Source organism: Kordiimonas lipolytica, assembly GCF_001550065.1.
On record NZ_LRUB01000002.1, the window covers coordinates 420,617 to 437,954 of the forward strand.

The following is a 17,338-nucleotide window of genomic DNA, read 5'->3' on the forward strand; positions in this document are numbered from 1 at the left end:
CTCTCCATCCAAAGGAGGCCCTCGCTGACTGACCCGCCCCGTTCCCCCGAGGGCGGGTCAATTTTTTGGCGTCCGACCGATCATTCAGTCCAATTTACATCTTGAGGTCGTCATATTATGCCGCCATGGTGCGCGGAAACTGAGATGGGAATGTTATGACCAAATTCGTAGCGCTGTTGCGTGGCATCAATGTGGGTGGCCACAAGAAAATCAACATGGCGGACCTTAAGGAAGTGGTGTCAAAATGCGGCTTTGCGGGCGTGCAGCATTATATCCAGTCGGGCAACCTGGTCTTTGATGGCAAGGGCACGGCAGAGGCGGCCAGGAGCAAGCTGGAACGCGCCATCGAAAACGCCTTCGGCTTTCCTGTGGATATTATGGTGCTATCGGAAAACGGCTTCCGCGGGGAAGTAGCGGCCTGCCCATTTGCTGATGGCGATAGCCCGAAAGGTGAGCTTGATCCCAAGTTTCTGCAGTTAGCTTTCCTGAAAGGTACGCCAGACGCAGCGCATATCGAAACTCTCTTCAGCGCATACGAAGGGCCGGAGATGATTGCGTATAAGGGGCACACGATCCATATCTATTTCACTGAAGGGTCTGGCCGGTCAAAATTGACACCATTGCTGACCGACAAGAAGCTGGGTGTGCCAGCCACTGCGCGCAACTGGAACACGGTTCAAAAGTTACTTTCCATGCTGGACGGCTAGGCTTGCGAGCTTCAGTCTTCGTCAAGTACGCCGTGCGCTGCTTTTAGCCCTGTCTGGATGTCGGTATTGTCTGGAAAGCGCTTGATGCCGATCTCAAAGAGAGGCAGTGCTTTTTCGGGCATGCCGCCTTCAAGATAGGCATTGCCGAAGCTTGTCAGCCAATAGGCGCTGGTGTGGGTCAGGAACTCAGGGAAGGCGTCCAGCACTTCCGTCAGTGTGTTCATGTTGCCTTCACGAACCGATATCATCGCGATTCTGTGGATCGTCTCATTGTCCACCTCTGGCGCGGTGCCATATTTTGAAGCCCGCGCCTCGTAGAAGGCACGCACCGCGGGGATGCCGCCGAAGGCCTGATATTCGGCCACATCTTCGAACCGTATCCAGCGATAGTCGGCGAAGGCTTCATTCAGGCCCAGGGCGATTGTGCGGTAGGCGGTGGTGACATGCTCTTCGTCGGTATATTCCTTGACCGTCCATTTGATGCGGTCGCCGGCATTTGCCTCAAGCGATTCCCGGATGGCTTGTGCTGCCAGAGTGACCACGCCTTCATTGTCAGCAATTGCAATCACAAGCTTGGTGTTAGAGTGTGGCGCGGCCTTGAGTGTTCCAGTGAACGTACCAATAAAGTCGCGGTCAAGCGGCCAGGTGCTGGCGGTGACATAGGTGTCGAACAGGGTGCTGTCGGCGATAAAGCTGTTCATCACCATGCGCCCGGCATATTGCCAGCCGAACAGCAGGCGGACATCCCCAGCGCCGTAGCGGTCGGTCATGAAGGGTAGTAGCTCGTCCTTGAGGAAGCGCTGGTAGGCGGCAGCATTTGCAACGAAGTCGGCGGCGCGGTCATCGAACACGGCGGAGCTCTCGATGCCAACAACGATCAGATCAGGGACTTTGCCGAAATCCCCAAGGCTTTTCGCCAGCCCGATGCCGTGACTGAAATAGCGTTGGCCATCCAGCAGGTACAGGACCGGATAGCTTTTGCCCGAGCTAGCGTCATGGCCTTCTGGCAAGTGAACGCGAATAAAACGGTCGCCATCTAGGGCCGTGGAGCTAATGCGGTGGCGCGTCCCCACCACAATGGCTTCTTCGCCAGTTGCCGCACTGATATTTTTGCTGAAGGCGGGCGTCGCAAAAAGCAGCGCACCAAGCGCCAACACAAAAAGTCGATAAGCCATAAAGCCGGATCCCCATCTGGAAGTTTCGTTACCTTGTAACGTCAGTGAGGCACTATTGCTATAGGCGATTGGTTTAGCCGGGGGTGCTTCAGGCTGCCTTCTGAGCATCCTTCTGTGCAGCTTTGGCTTCACGCCACAATTGTGCAACAGCAGCCATCAGGCTTGGGCGCGTGGCCGCAAGATACAGGCGGTTGTCCGGCAGCTCGGCCTTCAGCCGGAAATAGGCTTTCTCAAGCGAATGGTATGGCATGCCAGGAAACAGGTGGTGCGTTGCATGGAAGCGGAGCCCTACAGGTGCCCAAAGCGCAGAGATATAGCGGTTGCCAGGGATGTCCACGCTATCGAGGAACTCTTCCTGCTGGGTCATGCGCTCGCGCCCGCCGTTCCTGTAGGCGTGGGCGGCCAATGTGCGCAGGCCGTTCAGCACAAAAATCAGGATCGTGACTACATACCACACGGCCAGGAGCTTCCAGGGCAGGGTACCCATATACATCAGGCCAAGGGCCACATAGGCATAGATGCCGGTGAAGATGTCTTCCAGGAGCCAACCCGCGACCTGATCTTTCTTGGGCTCTGGCCGGATATAGGCGAAATCAATGACCAGCGAGCTGGCACGCTTCCAAACATAGCGGCGGAAGGCGGGAATGATCAGCGTCAGCGGCATCAGCACCGTATAGCGCAGCAGCAGCAGGCCAGGCACGATCAGCGCCTGCACGATGAAAGCCACAATCTTCCATGGTTTGTCCACGGCGAACGGCAGATATTCGCCGTCTTCTGCCGTGCCGTATACTTGCGGTTTATGGTGGTCGATATGCACGTCGGCATATGTATAAGCCGGCACCATCATGGGCATGCCGCAGAAGGCATTGAAAAAGCGCCTGAAGGCCGTGAAAGTACCTTTGCGGAAATGCGCGATCTCATGAATGAAGATAACGGCGCGGTAGAGGCCGAGCGTGGCCACAACAAGGGCAAGGATTTGCATCAGCGAATAGTTGGCAGCCATGGTTGCCACAGCAACCGCGCCCCAGCCGATGGCAGCTGAGAGCGTAAAATCTGTCCAGTAGATGCGGGCGTCAGGCTTCCACAGATCCTTCACCAGCTTGCGCGCTTCCTTCAGCGGGAAGTCAGCCGCTTCCGGGTGCTTGCCCGAGCGGACGGGTGCACCTGTCGCCGCGTCTGTCACCTTTTCTACAGTCATACTCTCTTGCATGTCATTCTCTTGAGCTGCGATCATGTTCGGACCACAGCGAAAATCAGTTGTGCGCCTAATTGCCATAAAATCGCCGAAAGGCAAAGCGTCTTAAAGCCGCACCTGCCTCACAAATCCTTGACTTTGGGCAAGCGCCCGGCGGCTTGTGGGGTATTTCTGTGGCCAAACTATGTTCCGCGCGCAGGGCAGCGGTGCATAATTGTGCTCTTTTTTTCAGGCCTTTGTCCGTCTAATCTTGCGGACTGGACAGAGAGGAATTTTGGAACGTGCTCGATTATCAGGCATTGCTGGACTATATCGCTGAGGCAGTGCAGCCGCATTTCGGCAAAGGGAAAGTGGCGAATTATATTCCTGCGCTGGGGCGCGTGCCGGCCAGCAAATTTGGTATGGCAGTGCAGTTGGCGTCCGGTGAAAGCTTCACGGTCGGGGATGCGTTTGAGCCATTCTCTATCCAGAGTATCTCGAAGCTTTTCGTGCTGGAACTCGTCATGTCCCACTTTGGCGACATGGTCTGGACACGGGTTGGCAAGGAACCATCGGGCGACCGCTTCAACAGCTTGATCAAGCTGGAAATGGAACAGGGCGTGCCCCGCAACCCCTTCATCAATCCTGGCGCACTCGCGACGCTTGATCTGCTGATGGGCCTGAAGGGTGATACCAAGCACCGTATCCGCAACTATCTTCGGTTTTTGGCGATGAATGAGGCGGTTGATACGGATGCTGCGGTAATGAATTCCGAACTGGCGCACTCGGACCTTAACCGTGCGATGGCCCACCTGATGAAAAGCCACGGCAACATCGACCAGGATGTCGATACTCTACTGGAAACATATTGCTACCAGTGCGCCATGACCATGAGTTGCAAGGATCTGGCGCTTGCGGGCTTGCCGCTCGCAACAGGCGGTTATTCGGCCCTTCATGACGCTGCCGTCGTCTCTGCAGCGCAAGCCAAGCGCATCAATGCCGTGATGTTGACATGCGGTATGTATGATAGCGTCGGCAGCTTCGCCTACCGTGTTGGCGTGCCAGCCAAAAGTGGGGTGGGCGGCGGCATTCTGGCGGTTATACCAGGCAAGATGAGCGTGGCAGTCTGGTCGCCGGAACTGGACCAGTTCGGTAACTCATACGTGGGTACAGCTGCGCTTGAGATGTTCACAAGCATGACCCACAGCAGTATCTTCTAGGAACAGGGTTAGCCCGCGTTCACAGCTCGCCAGCGCTTTTCCAGGATCACGATTGTTACCAGATAGACCGCGACAACAGCCAAGGGCACCGCAAGGAAGCGGTCGTTCGGGAATAGGTACCAGGCGCCCAGGACGAGGCCTGTACGAACAATGCCGTGAAATAGCCCAACCCAGTGTTCAATGGCCCATGAGAGCGGCACCCACATCAGCCCCGTCAGGATGCCAACTGTAAGCGGCAACGACGTATAGTCCTGCTGCAGGAAGGGAATGGCAATGGCAAAGACAAGAAGGGCCATAACAACAGTCTGAAGGAACAGGCTGTCGAAGGTGTTCTTTGGCCTGTTTTTGCCAAGCAGGTCTTCACCTGTGAATTTAGAGATCAGTACACCGAGATAGAAGATCGATCCGGTACAAATGAACAATAGCCACACTGCGTGCTGTGGCGCGAGCTGGGGTGCCACGGCACCCACAATTGCCCAGGCAATGGTTCCTGCGACCGGCATCGCCAGGAAGCGGCGTTTCTTGTAATCGGCCCTCTGGTCTTCCAGCGATCTGGTTGCTTCAATAGTCATTGGTTTTCCCCCACCGTTTTCCTAATTGCAGGTTTTAGTGAGACAAAGAAGGGGAAATGTCCAGCCCCGTTGTGAGCATGGCGAGTGTGGCAGGTTAGTCCACAGTCGATGTGGCTGCCTGCATCATGTCGAAGTTGCCTTCACCTACAAGCTTCTTGTACGCCACCTCTATTTTTGTCGCGAGTTCAGGGCGCAGGTTGGCCCCGCCTGCCAGGTAAAGCGTTAGTCCTATGTTGAGGTCATATACTGGCTTGAATGCGCCCCGCCAGGCTCCGTTATGCTGTTGTTCTGTGCTATAGTTGATCATGCTGCCAGGGAAAAGGTCCACACGCTCGGCCTCTACCATCTTGAGGGTGCCGGGCTGGTCAAGGTCCGTTGATCGGATGATGCTGGCCTCCGGCAGGCCGGTGCTTTGCAGAATGCTGCATGAGATGTCACCACGAACGCAGATGACGGAAAAGTCCCCCGCCATAAGACGTTCGTGCGTGTAGATGCGCGTGTCATCCTTGCGTGCAAACAGCCTGTAATTGTCAAACGCCAGGGGCACCAACCACCGAAAGCGTTTCTCCCTGTTGGGGATGCGGGCGATGGAATAGATCAGCACATTGTCCGCCGTTTCGGCATAGCGTACCGCTCGTGCCCAGGGACCAATGGTGATGGTATAGTCCAGCTCAGTTGCTTCCATTACCTTGTTGACGAGCGCCGTGGCTTCTCCGGCAACGCTGCCATCATCGGCGGGGAAATTATAGGGTGGATAATTTTCTGTGACGATAAAGACATCCGCGGCGCGCACGCAGCAAAAGCTGCTGAAAATCAGCAAGCCAACAAGAAACACTAAGCTCTTGACCAAAAGCCGACGCCTCCCCATTGCACGCCCCACCATTGAATTGTAGCCGGATAACGGCTTGGGCGCACGTGTTTGTTGGTGGCAGGGTCACGCAGTGGTTGTGTTCATGCCTTTGCTACAGTTACTCCAGCGCTTTCAACACATCCGCTGCGAAGCTATGAATCTGGAAACCTTCGCCGCCAGCAGGGTCATGCCCGCGCCGCACTATCACCAAATTCTTTGATGGGATGATCATCAGTATCTGGCCCCTGTTGCCGAGGGCCGCGAAGCTGTCATTCGGTAGTTCCGGAAAGCGTTCGTTATAGAGCCAGAATTGGGCGCCGTAGCCCGGGATTGCGCTGCCATTTGCGCGAGCAGCAGGGGGCTGGCTTGGGGCTGAGGTGGCTACATATTTGGCCCAGCCTTCAGGCAGGATGCGCTCGCCGTTCCAGGTGCCGTCATTCAGATAAAGAATGCCAAGGCGCGCCAGATCCCGCGACGTGGTCCATACCTGGCTGGACATCACAAAGTTGCCGCCCCAGTCCACCTCCGGCACGGTATCCAGCATGCCGATCTTGTGCAGCAGTGCCTCGAAAGGAAACTCCAGATAGGCCTGTTCGTCGCCTATCGCGTCCTTGAGTGCGCGCACAGCAAGAAGCGTATCGTTATTGGCATATTTCCAGCGGCTGCCCGGATTTACTTCAAGGGATGTGCGCATGGCCGTGTCGTCCACCCGACCACCACCGATATAAAGCCGGTCTGTGCGGTTACCCGCCTGGTTGCTGTCCAGTCCCGATGCCATATGCAAAAGGTTTTCCAGCGTGATGCCCTTGCGCGGATCAAGCGGCGACTGCCAGCTTGCCACTGGTGCGGGCGCTTTTATGTCAATCTGTCCTTCTTCTACCGCTGCGCCGATGACACTGGCGGCAATGGATTTGGCGACGGACCATGTGCGCTGGCTGGTGCGGTGGGTATAACCGTCGATATAGCTTTCAATCAGGATTTCATCCGGGCTTGCAACCAGAAGTGCGGTGGTGAAGGCATCCTTGCCGTATTTAGGGTCCTTGAAAGCGCGGGCTACGAGTGCGGCAAGTGCTTCATTGTCTGCCTCTCCATAGTTAGACGGGATGCGCGACCATGGGGCGCTGTCATTGCGCGCCGGAACGTCAATATCAATGCGGGGCAAGGCTGCGGTGGTCTCCGCCTTTGCACCAACAGGCAACTGCGTGCAGCCAAGATGGGGACGCCATTGGCTGATGCGTGGCGGAAGCGTATCGCTGAAGGCAACGGTGACGCGCTTGGCGTCATGATCGATTTTTGCTTCAAGTGTTGGCACAACATCAGCTACCAGTGGGTAGATGCCCGTCAGTTCCTGCGCTTCTATCTGCTCTGGCGACTTGCCGCCGTTGAAAGTGGCGCTGCAGGTGAAGGCAGCCTTATAGCCAGCTGCATAGGCGCGGATCGTGGCATCGGTTTCTTGTGCGAACCCGACTGTGGAAACGCTGGTAGCTAGCACCAGCGCGGCGATGACATTTTTCATGGTTGTGTCCCCTTTTTCTCAGAGTGTCATCTGAGGCGTGGGAACGCAAAGTCAAATGGCTGTGAACTCACCGTTCGACAATATCTCGCTTCATGGGGGCCAGGATCGCCAGCAGACGGTTTTGCGTGTGAAACGGTACATCGGCCTCACTCATCGCCTGTTGCAGTTGTTCCACCAGCGCATTGAATTCAGCCTCTGTGATCCCAAGCTTTATGTGGGATTTCTTCATGTTCACGCCCTTGTACCGGCAGGGGCCGCCAGTGGCCTCGCAGATCTGGTCCACCAGCAGGCGGGCCAGGCGGTCTTTCTTGGTTTGCTTGAATTGGTGGGCGGTGCGTGGGTCCGCGAATGTCCGATCCACCAGCCGGTTGGTAAAACGAGTTATGTTGTCGAGCCCGCCCAGATCATCATAAAGGCTGTCGGCATTCGCGACCGGCGCTGCACCGAGCAATGCAGCGGCAAGAATGAGTGTCTTCAGTTTCATGATTTAAAACCCCAGTTGGAGAGACAGGTAGAAGCCGCGCTGACGCCCTTGCAGCGCGATTTTCCCAAGGTCAGTATAGGCGGCAGTGATGGTGAAGTGCTTGCTTGGCAGCCAAACCACATAGGCAGCCATGGCATCGTCTTCTTCCGCGAAAGCCAGGTTGTCGGGCTTAGTACGATAGTCTGCGCCGACTACAAAATGGCGGCTCAGGAGGTAAGCGGCAGACCCTTCAAACTGCAGCGACCTGCCCGAACCGTTCGGGCCTCCAAAGCCCAAAAGGCCGAACTGGTTGGCTCGCGTCGCCCGCGCGGTGCCGGTGAGCACCAAGCTTTTGTCCAGAAGGATTTTGGTGGCAGCCAGATAGAGATCGATATCGTCATCACCTTTGGCGCCGACCGCGCGCACAATCGCGCCTTTGTCGGCTTTCTTATACTGCGCGCCCAAGGAGACCTGCGGCATCCATTTATCCTGGTCATAGACAGCATCCCCGAACACTTTCACCTTGGCGCCGACGATGTCCTGGTTGAACTTGAACCCGTCCCCCAGGCCCAGCCTGCCGCCGGCGCTGCGGGTGTTAAACCATTGCCGGGTGAAGCTCAGCTCAAGGCGGTCGAAAAGCCCCACCGTGACGCCTGTGGCGTTTAGGGTGAAATCACCTGTCGTGACATAGGTATGGTGCGCACTGCCGCCGATTTGGCGGTTGGTGCCATAGCCGGAAATAACGGCCCAAGGGTTCAGGCCACTGCCGCCAGCTCCTTCAACCTGAATCACACCTGGTGTGGCCAATATCTTGCCGCTGCCAAAAAGGCTCTCCTCGGCGTGGGCCGCTCCAGTCGCGATAAGGGCCAGAAATATCAGTATTTTTTCCATGCGAAGCAGCTTTCCATTCCCCAGGCGTTATAATGCATACTTAATTGGTCAGTTATTAAGAACGAATAAAAATTCATTCTCTGTTACGACAAATCTTGATCCTTGGATGATGCGGCCTAGTTGATGACATGAAAATGTGTTCAACCAACAGCGAGTCGACCAATGCGTCTTGAATATAGCGATGAAGACCTGGCCTTCCGCGCGGAAGTGCGGGCGTTTCTGGAAGAAAGGCTGCCAAGCCATGTTTCCGAGCGAACAAAAGCTGGCCTCGGGCTTGAGAAAGAAGATTATCTGAACTGGCAGCGCACCCTCTTGGAAAAGAATTGGGTGGCGCATTCATGGCCAGTTGAGCATGGCGGATCAGGCTTTACGCCGTTCCAGAAGCACATCTTTGAAGAAGAGTGTGTGCGGGCTGGTGCGCCGGAGCTGCCGCCATTCGGCCTGTCGATGCTTGGCCCTGTGTTGATTGCTTTCGGTTCCGATGAACAAAAGGCCCACTATCTGCCACGTATTCTCGATGGCACTGACTGGTGGTGTCAGGGCTATTCCGAGCCGGGATCAGGGTCTGACCTCGCAAGCCTGAAGACTAAAGCCGTGCGCGACGGTGATCATTATATTGTCAATGGCCAGAAAACCTGGACCACGCTTGGTCAGTATGCGGACTGGATTTTCTGCCTGGTGCGCACCTCCTCAGAAGGCAAGCCACAGACCGGCATCAGCTTCCTGCTGATTGACCTGAATACGCCCGGCGTGGAAATGCGTCCGATCATCACGATCGAAGGCGGCCACGAGGTGAATGAGGTGTTCTTTGACAATGTCAAGGTGCCAGCTGAAAACCTTGTTGGTCAGGAAAATATGGGCTGGACCTATGCCAAATACCTGCTGCAGCACGAACGTGTTGGCATTGCAGGCGTGGCAGCCGCCAAGGAAGGTCTGAAGCGTCTGAAGAAGATTGCGGCCGAGACCGATGACGGCGAAGGTGGCAAGCTGATTGATGATGCCCATTTCGCGGAACGTATCGCCAATGTGGAAATCGATTTGATGGCCATGGAACTGACAAACCTACGTGTGCTTGCGGCCGCCCAGGCCGGTGGTGCGCCGGGCGCTGAAAGTTCCATGCTCAAGATCAAAGGGTCAGTGATCCGTCAGGAAATCAGCGACCTGATGCGCCGGGCTGTTGGCCCATATGCGCTGCCGTTCATGCCGGAACTGGATCAGATGGGCTCGAACGCCGAGCCGCTTGGGCCTGATGGGGCGCATTTGTTCGCAGGCCAATATTTCAACCGCCGCAAATATTCCATTTATGGCGGCTCAAACGAGATTCAGCGCAACATCATCTCCAAGATGATCCTTGGGCTTTAAGGGAGGGTACAGTTATGGATTTCAATCTCTCTGATGATCACCGCATGCTCAAGGACATGGTGTCTCGCTTTGTGCGCGAGCAATGCGATTTCGAAAGCCGCCTGAAGCTGATCAGCTCGGAAAAAGGGCATGATGAAGCGGTGTGGGCACAAATGGCTGAACTGGGCCTTGTGGCTGCGGTGTTGCCTGAGCGCGTTGGCGGCCTGGGTGGCTCTGGCCTTGATATCATGGTCGTGGCCGAAGAGCTCGGCCGCGGTATCGTGGTGGAACCTTTCCTCGCAACAGCCGTTCTGGGCGCAGGCCTGTTGGCTGAAGAAGCAGCGGAAGGCCGTGGCCCGGCACTTTTGGACGATGTTATCGGCGGTGGCCACAAGCTGGCGTTTGCCCATTATGAGCCGGGCGCGCGCTACAATGCCGCGAAAGTTGACGCGAAGATCGAAGGCGGCAAGCTTTCGGGCGCGAAGTCGATGGTTGTCAACGGCGGTGATGCGAACACTCTGATCGTGTCGGCCAAGGACGGTGACAAGCTGGTGCTGTTGCTGGTTGCGACTGACGCCGATGGCGTGTCCATGCGTACCTTCAAGACCAATGATGGTTTCGGCGCAGCCGAGATTACCTTTGACGGTGTTTCCATCGCTGCAGACGATGTGCTGCTCTCAGGCTCTGCGGCCGAAGACGCCCTTGGCCGTGCAATTGCGCGCGCTACACTGGCGCTTTGCGCGGAAAGCCTGGGCGCTATGGAAAATGCCCGCGACGCGACGCTTGAATACTTGCGCACGCGCACGCAGTTTGGTGTGCCTATCGGCAAATTCCAGGTGCTTCAGCACCGCCTTGTGGATGTGTGCCTGGAGATTGAACAGGTTCGTTCGATCGTGCTTCTCGCGGCGTCCAAACTGAATGCCGAGGACCGTGACAAGCATCTGTCAGCTGCCAAAGCCCTAGTTGGCCGTGTGGGCCGCCAGGTGGCTGAGGAATCAGTTCAAATGCACGGCGGCATTGGTGTGACATGGGAACTGGAACTGGCACACGTTGCCAAGCGGCTTGTGATGATCGACCATTATTTCGGTGATACCGACTATCACCTGAAGCAGTTCCAGAAGCTGTCGAAAGCGGCCTAAAGCCTGCATTCCGAAACAATAGAAAGCCCGGCCATTTGGTCGGGCTTTTCTTGTTTTGCCTCAGTGTGTCGTGTGCCTCGGGCTGCCTATCCTTTTGCGCCGATCCTGTAGCTGAGCGGGATGGTTAGTGACACGCTCTCTTTGTTTTCCGGCAGTTTCGGGAAGCTGATGCGCCGCATCAGGTCGATGGCTTCGTCGTCGAGGATCGGATTGCCCGAACTTTCAACAACCTGTTGGGCCATGATCGTGCCGTCCATGGCAATCTGTACTTTGACCCTGACGGTGCCCTCAATGCCTTCTTCTATAAGCTGTGTCGGATACCCCTGATTGCGCGCCAGAATTCGGGATACATCGCGCTGCCAGCCTTTCCAGTCCGGTGTGGCCTGGGCCACTTGCACTTCTGCGCCCAATCGAGTTTGTTGGTCATCCATGTTGAACCGCAGCGGAATCTTGAAATTGAAACTGGAAAGCCCTTCAGGCAGCGGGGGCAGCGGATTGATCCTGTTCAGGATTTGAAGCACCGATCCGTCAAGCACATTGTGCCCGGACGACTGGTTGATCTTGAAGCCGATAATGTCACCGTTTTGACCAACGGTAACCTCGACCTTAACGGTACCCTCCAGCTTGGCGTCCAGGGCACGCTTGGGGTAGCGTTGCTTGGAGGCGAAGGCGTCATAAACCCGTTCGCCCCAAGTGGCGAGATCATAATCTTGTGCGGAAACAGATGGTGAATTGGCGCAGCAAATAAGCGCAAACAGGCCCAGGGCGAGCATGTTTCGGGGGGACGTCGGCGACATTGCGCGTTCTCCTTGCGGAAAGAGCTAAAGCAGTAAAACGCAAAACTGTCGGGCAGGCCTTTCACACCGAAAATCGGATGGTTGTCTGTCCTCTGTAGGAGAGAATAGGTAACATTAGTTTAAATCAAATTAACAGCATTTTAGTGCCGGGCGCGCACGCCACCTTTGGCCGGCTGGCCTGGTTCAAGAAAATGTGATCGGGGGAGGGCTTATAATTTTGGTTTTCAGCCCCATTTCTGATGGGCCCGGGGCGATCCCCTACCTCCCCCCCCTGAAGCTCCGGGATTGCCCGTGCGTCAGCCCCCATTAGGCGCACGGGCTTTAATTTTTTGGCGGTGTTAGAACTGACCCGAAAAAGAGATGCGGAAGCCCTGGTCGCGGACACGCTCCGAGATTTCAGTGCCGATGAATGTGTCGCCACGGGTTGGGCTGTAGAGATAGCGAATTCGGTCCCTGCCGACCCCGCCGATGCTCCAGGCTCGCAGGGTAATTCTGACGCCTTTGACGGCGGTGGTCTCAATAAAGCCACCCCAGCGACTGGCGCCTTCAAAGTCTTCAAACTCATTGACGAAAAAGCCATGCCAATTGAAGCGGCTGTTATAATCAACGCCCCAGGACCATTCGGTGTCCGGTATGTCATGACGGAACTCAACGACATATTCGAGCGGAACGAAGTTATGCAGGCGCCGTTTTTGGCCAGTGAGCGGGTCCAGGAAGCTACTGTCTTTCGCATCAAGCTCCACTTCAATCAGGCCGCCTTTCAGAACTTGGTCGGTAGGGATGCTAGCCTGGGCTTCCAGGCCCCAGCGCCTGGCGCTTCCTACATTGGCACGGCCCTGTCTGCCTGAAGGCAGGATGATGCGCTCCAGTACATCATCTTTCCATTCATAGAATAGTTCGACAGATAGTGCGCCACGTTCGCCAAATTGGTAGTTGAATGTGCCCTGCAGCCGGTCAGTGCGGTCTGGCCTCAGGTTTGGGTTGCCCGCGAACACGCGGTCATCGGATGCGTCTGCGCTTGCAGCAAAATCTCCAAAATCCAGTTGACCGACACTGCGTTCAGCGGAAAGCCCGACCTGCAGATCAGGTGTGACCGTATAGGTGATGCCAACGGAAGGCTTCAGGAACTTGAAAGTCTGTGCCTGGTCAGTTGCGCCGCTTGTGGAAATTTGGCTGATTTCGGCTTTAATGCCTCCGTCCATTGTTAGTGTGTCGTTCAACTTCCACACAAGATTGGTAAAAGCTTCTGCACGCTTTTCTTCCACGCGCACGGGCTTGGCGGGCAGGGCAAAAAGCTCAGCCCCGGTTCCGTCTGTCTTCACAATATCAAGGCTGGCATTCAGGGTGTTGAAGGCGCCTTCTATTCCGAACTCAGGCTGCACCATTGCGCCACCATTTTTACCAAGCGTTGTTCGGAAAATGGTTTCCGTGTTTTTTTCTTTTGCCGTGAAATGCGTCGTGTCCAGCAAAGTTGCTTCAGGCATTTCGTTGGTGATCAGGTCGCGTGCCGTCCAGTCCGCTATGGTGGTCAGGCCAATAAGCCGCCATTTCCAACCGCTTTCGAAAGTGCGGGACCAGTCGGCGCCGAATTCTCCTGAATACTCTTCAAAGTCGTGGTCATCGAAAAAACGGTCGGCGACCGGGTCTGTTGGTTCTCCTGTGCCGCGGCCAAGGCGCTCTGTGTCGCCGTACCAGCTGTCAAAACCAAATCGACCGTTCAGTTGAAGCCTGCCGCCAAAGACGTCACGCCCTGCATCAAATGACAGCGAGGCATCACGGTTGCGTTCGTCCCGCACTTCGGTTTGCAGTCTTGTCTTGGTCCCTTCGGCATCACGCGCAGTAATAACCGCGTCGCGAGATTCATTGATCATGAAGCTTTCCAGCTGGAATGATGTATCCCAGCCAGCCAGTTGGGTCGAAAAGGAGGCACCTGCAGATGGCATGATCCGGTCCGGTCCTACCTTGCGGATGTCAACGGACCAAGTGCCGGTGCTGACATTCTTCAGCCGTACCACATTCGCCACCATGCTTTGGCCTGCCGCTTCGCCAGCGCCAATGGCGCCGCGCTGCACTTCGATATGGGAAACCTGTCCCGCGGGTATCCGTGAGAGGGCTTCACTTAGTCCACCGGACTTCGATGTGGGGCGAGTGCCGTCGATCAATACATTGCCAGCGGTGCCGCCGAAGCCTCGTGCACTGGAGCCGCTGTCGAAAACGAAGCCAGGCAGCCGGTTGATCATGTCCAGGGCTGTTTGAGGGGTATATTGCTCGAAGAACTCGGCATCAAAAGACTGATGATCGACGTCAATAACCACTGATGCACTGGCCCCTACCGCCGCATCAGACGCTGCTGCTGACGCGAAAGAAGAAGCAAGTACGATCCCGAATATAATGGAACCGCAGGCCTGTCGTGTGGCCTTGGTTGGCATTCCAGAATTCCCCAGAGTTAACCCACGGCAGGGCTGCGCAGGATTAATATGTTATATTGTTCGGCTTCAGCCTACAGTCAAGGCCTTGATTTGGATGCTCTTTTGCGGTGAGTTGAGCCCGGCTCGCGACAAATCGTTTCAACCATTTTTGACTTTTGTCGCCACTCTCATCCTGCCTTCACTGGGCATCAAGAGAAGAGCACAATACTGCCCGATAATATTCCAACTAATTTTGTACGAATTTACAATTGCGAAAGGAATTCACCCATAAGGTGACCTTGGGGCGTAATCGTTGTTCGAGGGGTATTTACATGGTTCCTGGAAATGCAGGAGACGGCACTTTAGGGTCATCATTTGAAGCGTCAAGCATCGCTGGAGAACTAGACGAACTACCATCCGCAAATGCCGATATGCAGCTATTGGTCGGCGAGGATTCCATGCGCGCTGGTATACGTAGTGCACAGCTTCGAGAGATGTTTGATCACTATATTTCGCTGCGCCCGGAAAAGGGCAAGATGCCGCCCCGAGATTCATTCAGCCCTGCAGCACTTCCACGCCACCTGCCCAATATATTTCTGGTGGAGGTAGAGCCCCAGGAAGATGGCGTGCCGGATTACCGCTACCGCGTATTCGGGACGGCTCTCAGCGTCCTCTTTGGTGCGGAAATGACCGGGAAATTGGTCAGCGAATTCACCGATCATAACCGTGCTGAACGCTCCCGCCGTATTCTGGATCACGTGGCGCTTCTGCGGCGGCCGGTGCGTACGGCTGGCAACTTTGTCTCGAAAAACGGCATGTCGGTGTTTGGCGAGTCTATTGTTCTGCCTTTTGGTGAAGAGGGAAGGGTGACGCACATTCTGGCGGATCTCGATTACGATCAGGTCGACTAGTCTCTGACAGTTCTACATTTCGTTGAAACGTCCGAAATTGGCGTGCAGAAAGCTGCGCGGCACACTATGTTGCGAGGTGATCAAGGCATAGGTGCTCAAAAGGAAAACATCGTGACACAGCCAAGTTTGCAGATGGGCCCGCGCCAGTGGGGCCTGCTGGCAATGCTTTCCATCCTTTGGGGTGCATCCTTCATGGCCATTGAGGTCGCAGTCGGAGCGTTGCCGCCACTGACTGTGGTGGCCATCAGGGTCTCATTTGCCGCATTTGGACTATTCCTGTTTATGAAGGTAACCCGTGTGCCGCTTCCTGGCGCCGGGCACGCGGACAGATGGAGGGTCTGGGGCGCGTTGGCCGTGATGGGACTTCTGAATAACATTATGCCATTTTCCCTTATAGCCTGGGGGCAGACCCAGATTGCATCCAGCCTTGCCTCCATCCTGAATGCCACGATGCCCCTGTTCACTGTTTTCGTTGCGCACTTCTTTATTCATGATGAACGACTGACAATGCGGCGCTTTTCAGGTGTTCTGATCGGCTTTATGGGGGTCGTGTCCATTATTGGGCCGGGCAGTCTTGCCGGCATGTCCGGTGAATTGATGGGGCAGTTGTCGGTTCTTGCGGGGTCACTCTCCTATGCCTTTGCGGTGGTCGCGGGAAGGCGGTTTGTCGGGCTTGGATTGCAGCCTGTCCAGATGGCTTTTGGGCAGGTGACGATGGCGGCCATCATGCTGGTTCCTGCCGTTCTTGTCATAGATGCGCCATACCTGTTGCCGCTGCCTGAAGCAAAGGTTTGGGCTGCACTGCTGTCACTGTCGCTCCTGTCTACCGCGCTTGCTTATCTTCTGTATTTCCGTCTGATCGCCGAAGCAGGCGCGACCAGCGCGTCCCTGGTGACGCTCACCATACCGGTTGTAGCAACCACATTTGGCGTGCTGTTTCTGGGGGAGCGGCTGGAAGCCGGTCACGCTGCAGGGCTGGTGCTGATTGGCGTTGGTCTGATGGTGTTGGACGGCCGTTTGATCAGGCGGCTACGAAACCGGCTTGCCGGGCGTGCCCTATAGGCCGCGGGCGGGGTGTATGCAGGGAAGAGCTTCAGGGCATATAGACTATCGGGGATAGCCCAAGTTTTTTCAGATAGTCTGCCATTTCACCGGATGCGGCCAATTCTTCCAGTCTGTGATTGAACTCTTTGATGAATGCCTTGTTGTTGGCGGTGTCATGGCAAACGATACGGATGCTGGGCACTGGAATGGGGTCATAATTTGGGTCATGAGGCGGAAGCTCCTGGCCCAGGCTTTTAAACACGAAGTAGGCGTCCGGCATATTGGCGATCATGGCATCAACAGTTCCTGTTTCCAGGATTTTGGCCTTGTCGACCTCATCTGCGATCGGCACATATTCAACGCCGATATCACCCATTGAATTCGGGACTTTTGCACCAAGGGCATACGCCAGTTTCTTGCCTCGCAGGTCTGCCTGACTGTGGATGATAGAGGTTGCATCCCGGGAGAATATCCGCATGGGCGACCTAAGCATGGCGCTGCTTTCGATATAGCTTTCGCCCTCGCTCCAATCGCCTGTCCGCATGAGCGTATCAATGCTTTTCGGGTAGATGCAGCTTGTCCTGTCGCGCTTGAAGCTCCGCATGGCGCGTTTATAGGGAGCCACCAGATAGTTCTCCTGTGCCAGGTCAGAGCCAAGAGTGAAGCGGGCATAGTCATTATAGAAACCGCTGCCGTCAGCATCGAGTGTGATACCCCAGCCGGTGGCGAAAATATGGGGAATTTTAAGTTCTGGATGATGAGCCTTGCTGGGGCGCGTGACAATTGTCAGAAGGAAAACAAAGACTAATAACAGGGGAATGTGACGCATCCAGCAGTCCTTGATGAAAGGTTGATCGGTTCCTTCACTGGTGACTATAGCAGTAAAGATCAAGAATGCGCAAAGCCTGAGGGCGTCTGCGGGTTTCGGCGGGTGTTTAACCGGAGTAATGGCTCTTGATTCGTTGGATAGATTGGTCGCACCAGCCCAGATAGTTTTTCTGGAACCGATGGCCTGAAATCTGTGTCATCTACATGAATAATTGCTCTTCCGACAGGCCATAAGGATAGGTGGGGCTTTCGGCTTTCTACACTGACCCACGGCTTGCTGGACGAATCAATAGGCTTGTATT

16 protein-coding genes are annotated in these 17,338 nt (G+C 55.6%); 6 read left to right on the forward strand and 10 right to left on the reverse strand.

Annotated features, from left to right (window positions below):
• The first annotated feature begins 155 nt into the window (after nt 1–155).
• Nucleotides 156–707 carry a DUF1697 domain-containing protein gene (locus tag KORM41_RS02115; RefSeq protein ID WP_068143880.1) on the forward strand — a complete coding sequence of 184 codons (552 nt, stop codon included), beginning with the start codon at nt 156–158 and terminating at the stop codon, nt 705–707.
• Between the two features lie 11 nt (nt 708–718).
• On the opposite strand, the gene KORM41_RS02120 is transcribed toward KORM41_RS02115, so the two are convergent.
• Nucleotides 719–1,882: an alpha/beta hydrolase gene (locus KORM41_RS02120; RefSeq protein WP_068143882.1), complete on the reverse strand. Its 1,164-nt coding sequence runs from the start codon at nt 1,880–1,882 to the stop codon at nt 719–721.
• Between the two features lie 88 nt (nt 1,883–1,970).
• On the reverse strand, nt 1,971–3,080 hold the full coding sequence (locus KORM41_RS02125; protein WP_197420922.1) for a fatty acid desaturase family protein: 1,110 nt from the start codon (nt 3,078–3,080) through the stop codon (nt 1,971–1,973).
• Between the two features lie 278 nt (nt 3,081–3,358).
• Between KORM41_RS02125 and KORM41_RS02130 the strand changes: the two genes are divergently transcribed.
• Complete coding sequence (locus KORM41_RS02130; RefSeq protein ID WP_068143885.1) at nt 3,359–4,276, forward strand: glutaminase; 918 nt, start codon at nt 3,359–3,361, stop codon at nt 4,274–4,276.
• An 8-nt stretch (nt 4,277–4,284) separates the two neighbouring features.
• On the opposite strand, the gene KORM41_RS02135 is transcribed toward KORM41_RS02130, so the two are convergent.
• From KORM41_RS02135 to KORM41_RS02155, 5 genes are all read right to left on the reverse strand, one after another.
• Complete coding sequence (locus KORM41_RS02135; RefSeq protein ID WP_068143888.1) at nt 4,285–4,848, reverse strand: DUF7010 family protein; 564 nt, start codon at nt 4,846–4,848, stop codon at nt 4,285–4,287.
• Nucleotides 4,849–4,942: 94 nt separating this feature from the next.
• Nucleotides 4,943–5,698 (reverse strand): substrate-binding periplasmic protein, encoded by a 756-nt coding sequence (locus tag KORM41_RS02140; RefSeq protein WP_197420923.1) that lies wholly within the window; start codon nt 5,696–5,698, stop codon nt 4,943–4,945.
• A gap of 118 nt (nt 5,699–5,816) precedes the next feature.
• Nucleotides 5,817–7,214 (reverse strand): serine hydrolase domain-containing protein, encoded by a 1,398-nt coding sequence (locus KORM41_RS02145; RefSeq protein WP_068143892.1) that lies wholly within the window; start codon nt 7,212–7,214, stop codon nt 5,817–5,819.
• Between the two features lie 67 nt (nt 7,215–7,281).
• Nucleotides 7,282–7,698 (reverse strand): group I truncated hemoglobin, encoded by a 417-nt coding sequence (locus tag KORM41_RS02150; protein WP_197420924.1) that lies wholly within the window; start codon nt 7,696–7,698, stop codon nt 7,282–7,284.
• Nucleotides 7,699–7,701: 3 nt separating this feature from the next.
• Entirely contained in the window at nt 7,702–8,568 is an 867-nt protein-coding gene (locus tag KORM41_RS02155) for a DUF3034 family protein (RefSeq protein ID WP_068143894.1), read from the reverse strand.
• A 162-nt stretch (nt 8,569–8,730) separates the two neighbouring features.
• Here KORM41_RS02155 and KORM41_RS02160 point away from each other — a divergent pair, with 162 nt between their 5' ends.
• Together KORM41_RS02160 and KORM41_RS02165 are read left to right on the forward strand one after the other, a co-directional pair.
• Complete coding sequence (locus KORM41_RS02160; protein ID WP_068143896.1) at nt 8,731–9,930, forward strand: acyl-CoA dehydrogenase family protein; 1,200 nt, start codon at nt 8,731–8,733, stop codon at nt 9,928–9,930.
• A 14-nt stretch (nt 9,931–9,944) separates the two neighbouring features.
• Nucleotides 9,945–11,048, forward strand: coding sequence for an acyl-CoA dehydrogenase family protein (locus KORM41_RS02165; RefSeq protein ID WP_068143898.1), 1,104 nt, complete (start codon nt 9,945–9,947; stop codon nt 11,046–11,048).
• 86 nt (nt 11,049–11,134) lie between these two features.
• On the opposite strand, the gene KORM41_RS02170 is transcribed toward KORM41_RS02165, so the two are convergent.
• Both KORM41_RS02170 and KORM41_RS02175 read right to left on the reverse strand, forming a co-directional pair.
• Nucleotides 11,135–11,845, reverse strand: coding sequence for an energy transducer TonB (locus tag KORM41_RS02170; protein ID WP_082719674.1), 711 nt, complete (start codon nt 11,843–11,845; stop codon nt 11,135–11,137).
• A gap of 338 nt (nt 11,846–12,183) precedes the next feature.
• The gene (locus KORM41_RS02175; protein WP_068143902.1) at nt 12,184–14,274 is read right to left on the reverse strand and encodes a TonB-dependent receptor domain-containing protein; all 2,091 of its coding nucleotides are present in this window, start codon (nt 14,272–14,274) and stop codon (nt 12,184–12,186) included.
• A gap of 311 nt (nt 14,275–14,585) precedes the next feature.
• Here KORM41_RS02175 and KORM41_RS02180 point away from each other — a divergent pair, with 311 nt between their 5' ends.
• Nucleotides 14,586–15,164, forward strand: a complete 579-nt coding sequence (locus KORM41_RS02180; RefSeq protein ID WP_082719675.1) for a PAS domain-containing protein — start codon at nt 14,586–14,588, stop codon at nt 15,162–15,164.
• A gap of 111 nt (nt 15,165–15,275) precedes the next feature.
• The gene (locus tag KORM41_RS02185) at nt 15,276–16,226 is read left to right on the forward strand and encodes a DMT family transporter (RefSeq protein ID WP_231727082.1); all 951 of its coding nucleotides are present in this window, start codon (nt 15,276–15,278) and stop codon (nt 16,224–16,226) included.
• 31 nt (nt 16,227–16,257) lie between these two features.
• Here KORM41_RS02185 and KORM41_RS02190 read toward each other — a convergent pair whose 3' ends face one another.
• Complete coding sequence (locus tag KORM41_RS02190; RefSeq protein ID WP_068143908.1) at nt 16,258–17,037, reverse strand: substrate-binding periplasmic protein; 780 nt, start codon at nt 17,035–17,037, stop codon at nt 16,258–16,260.
• Nucleotides 17,038–17,338: the final 301 nt, after the last annotated feature.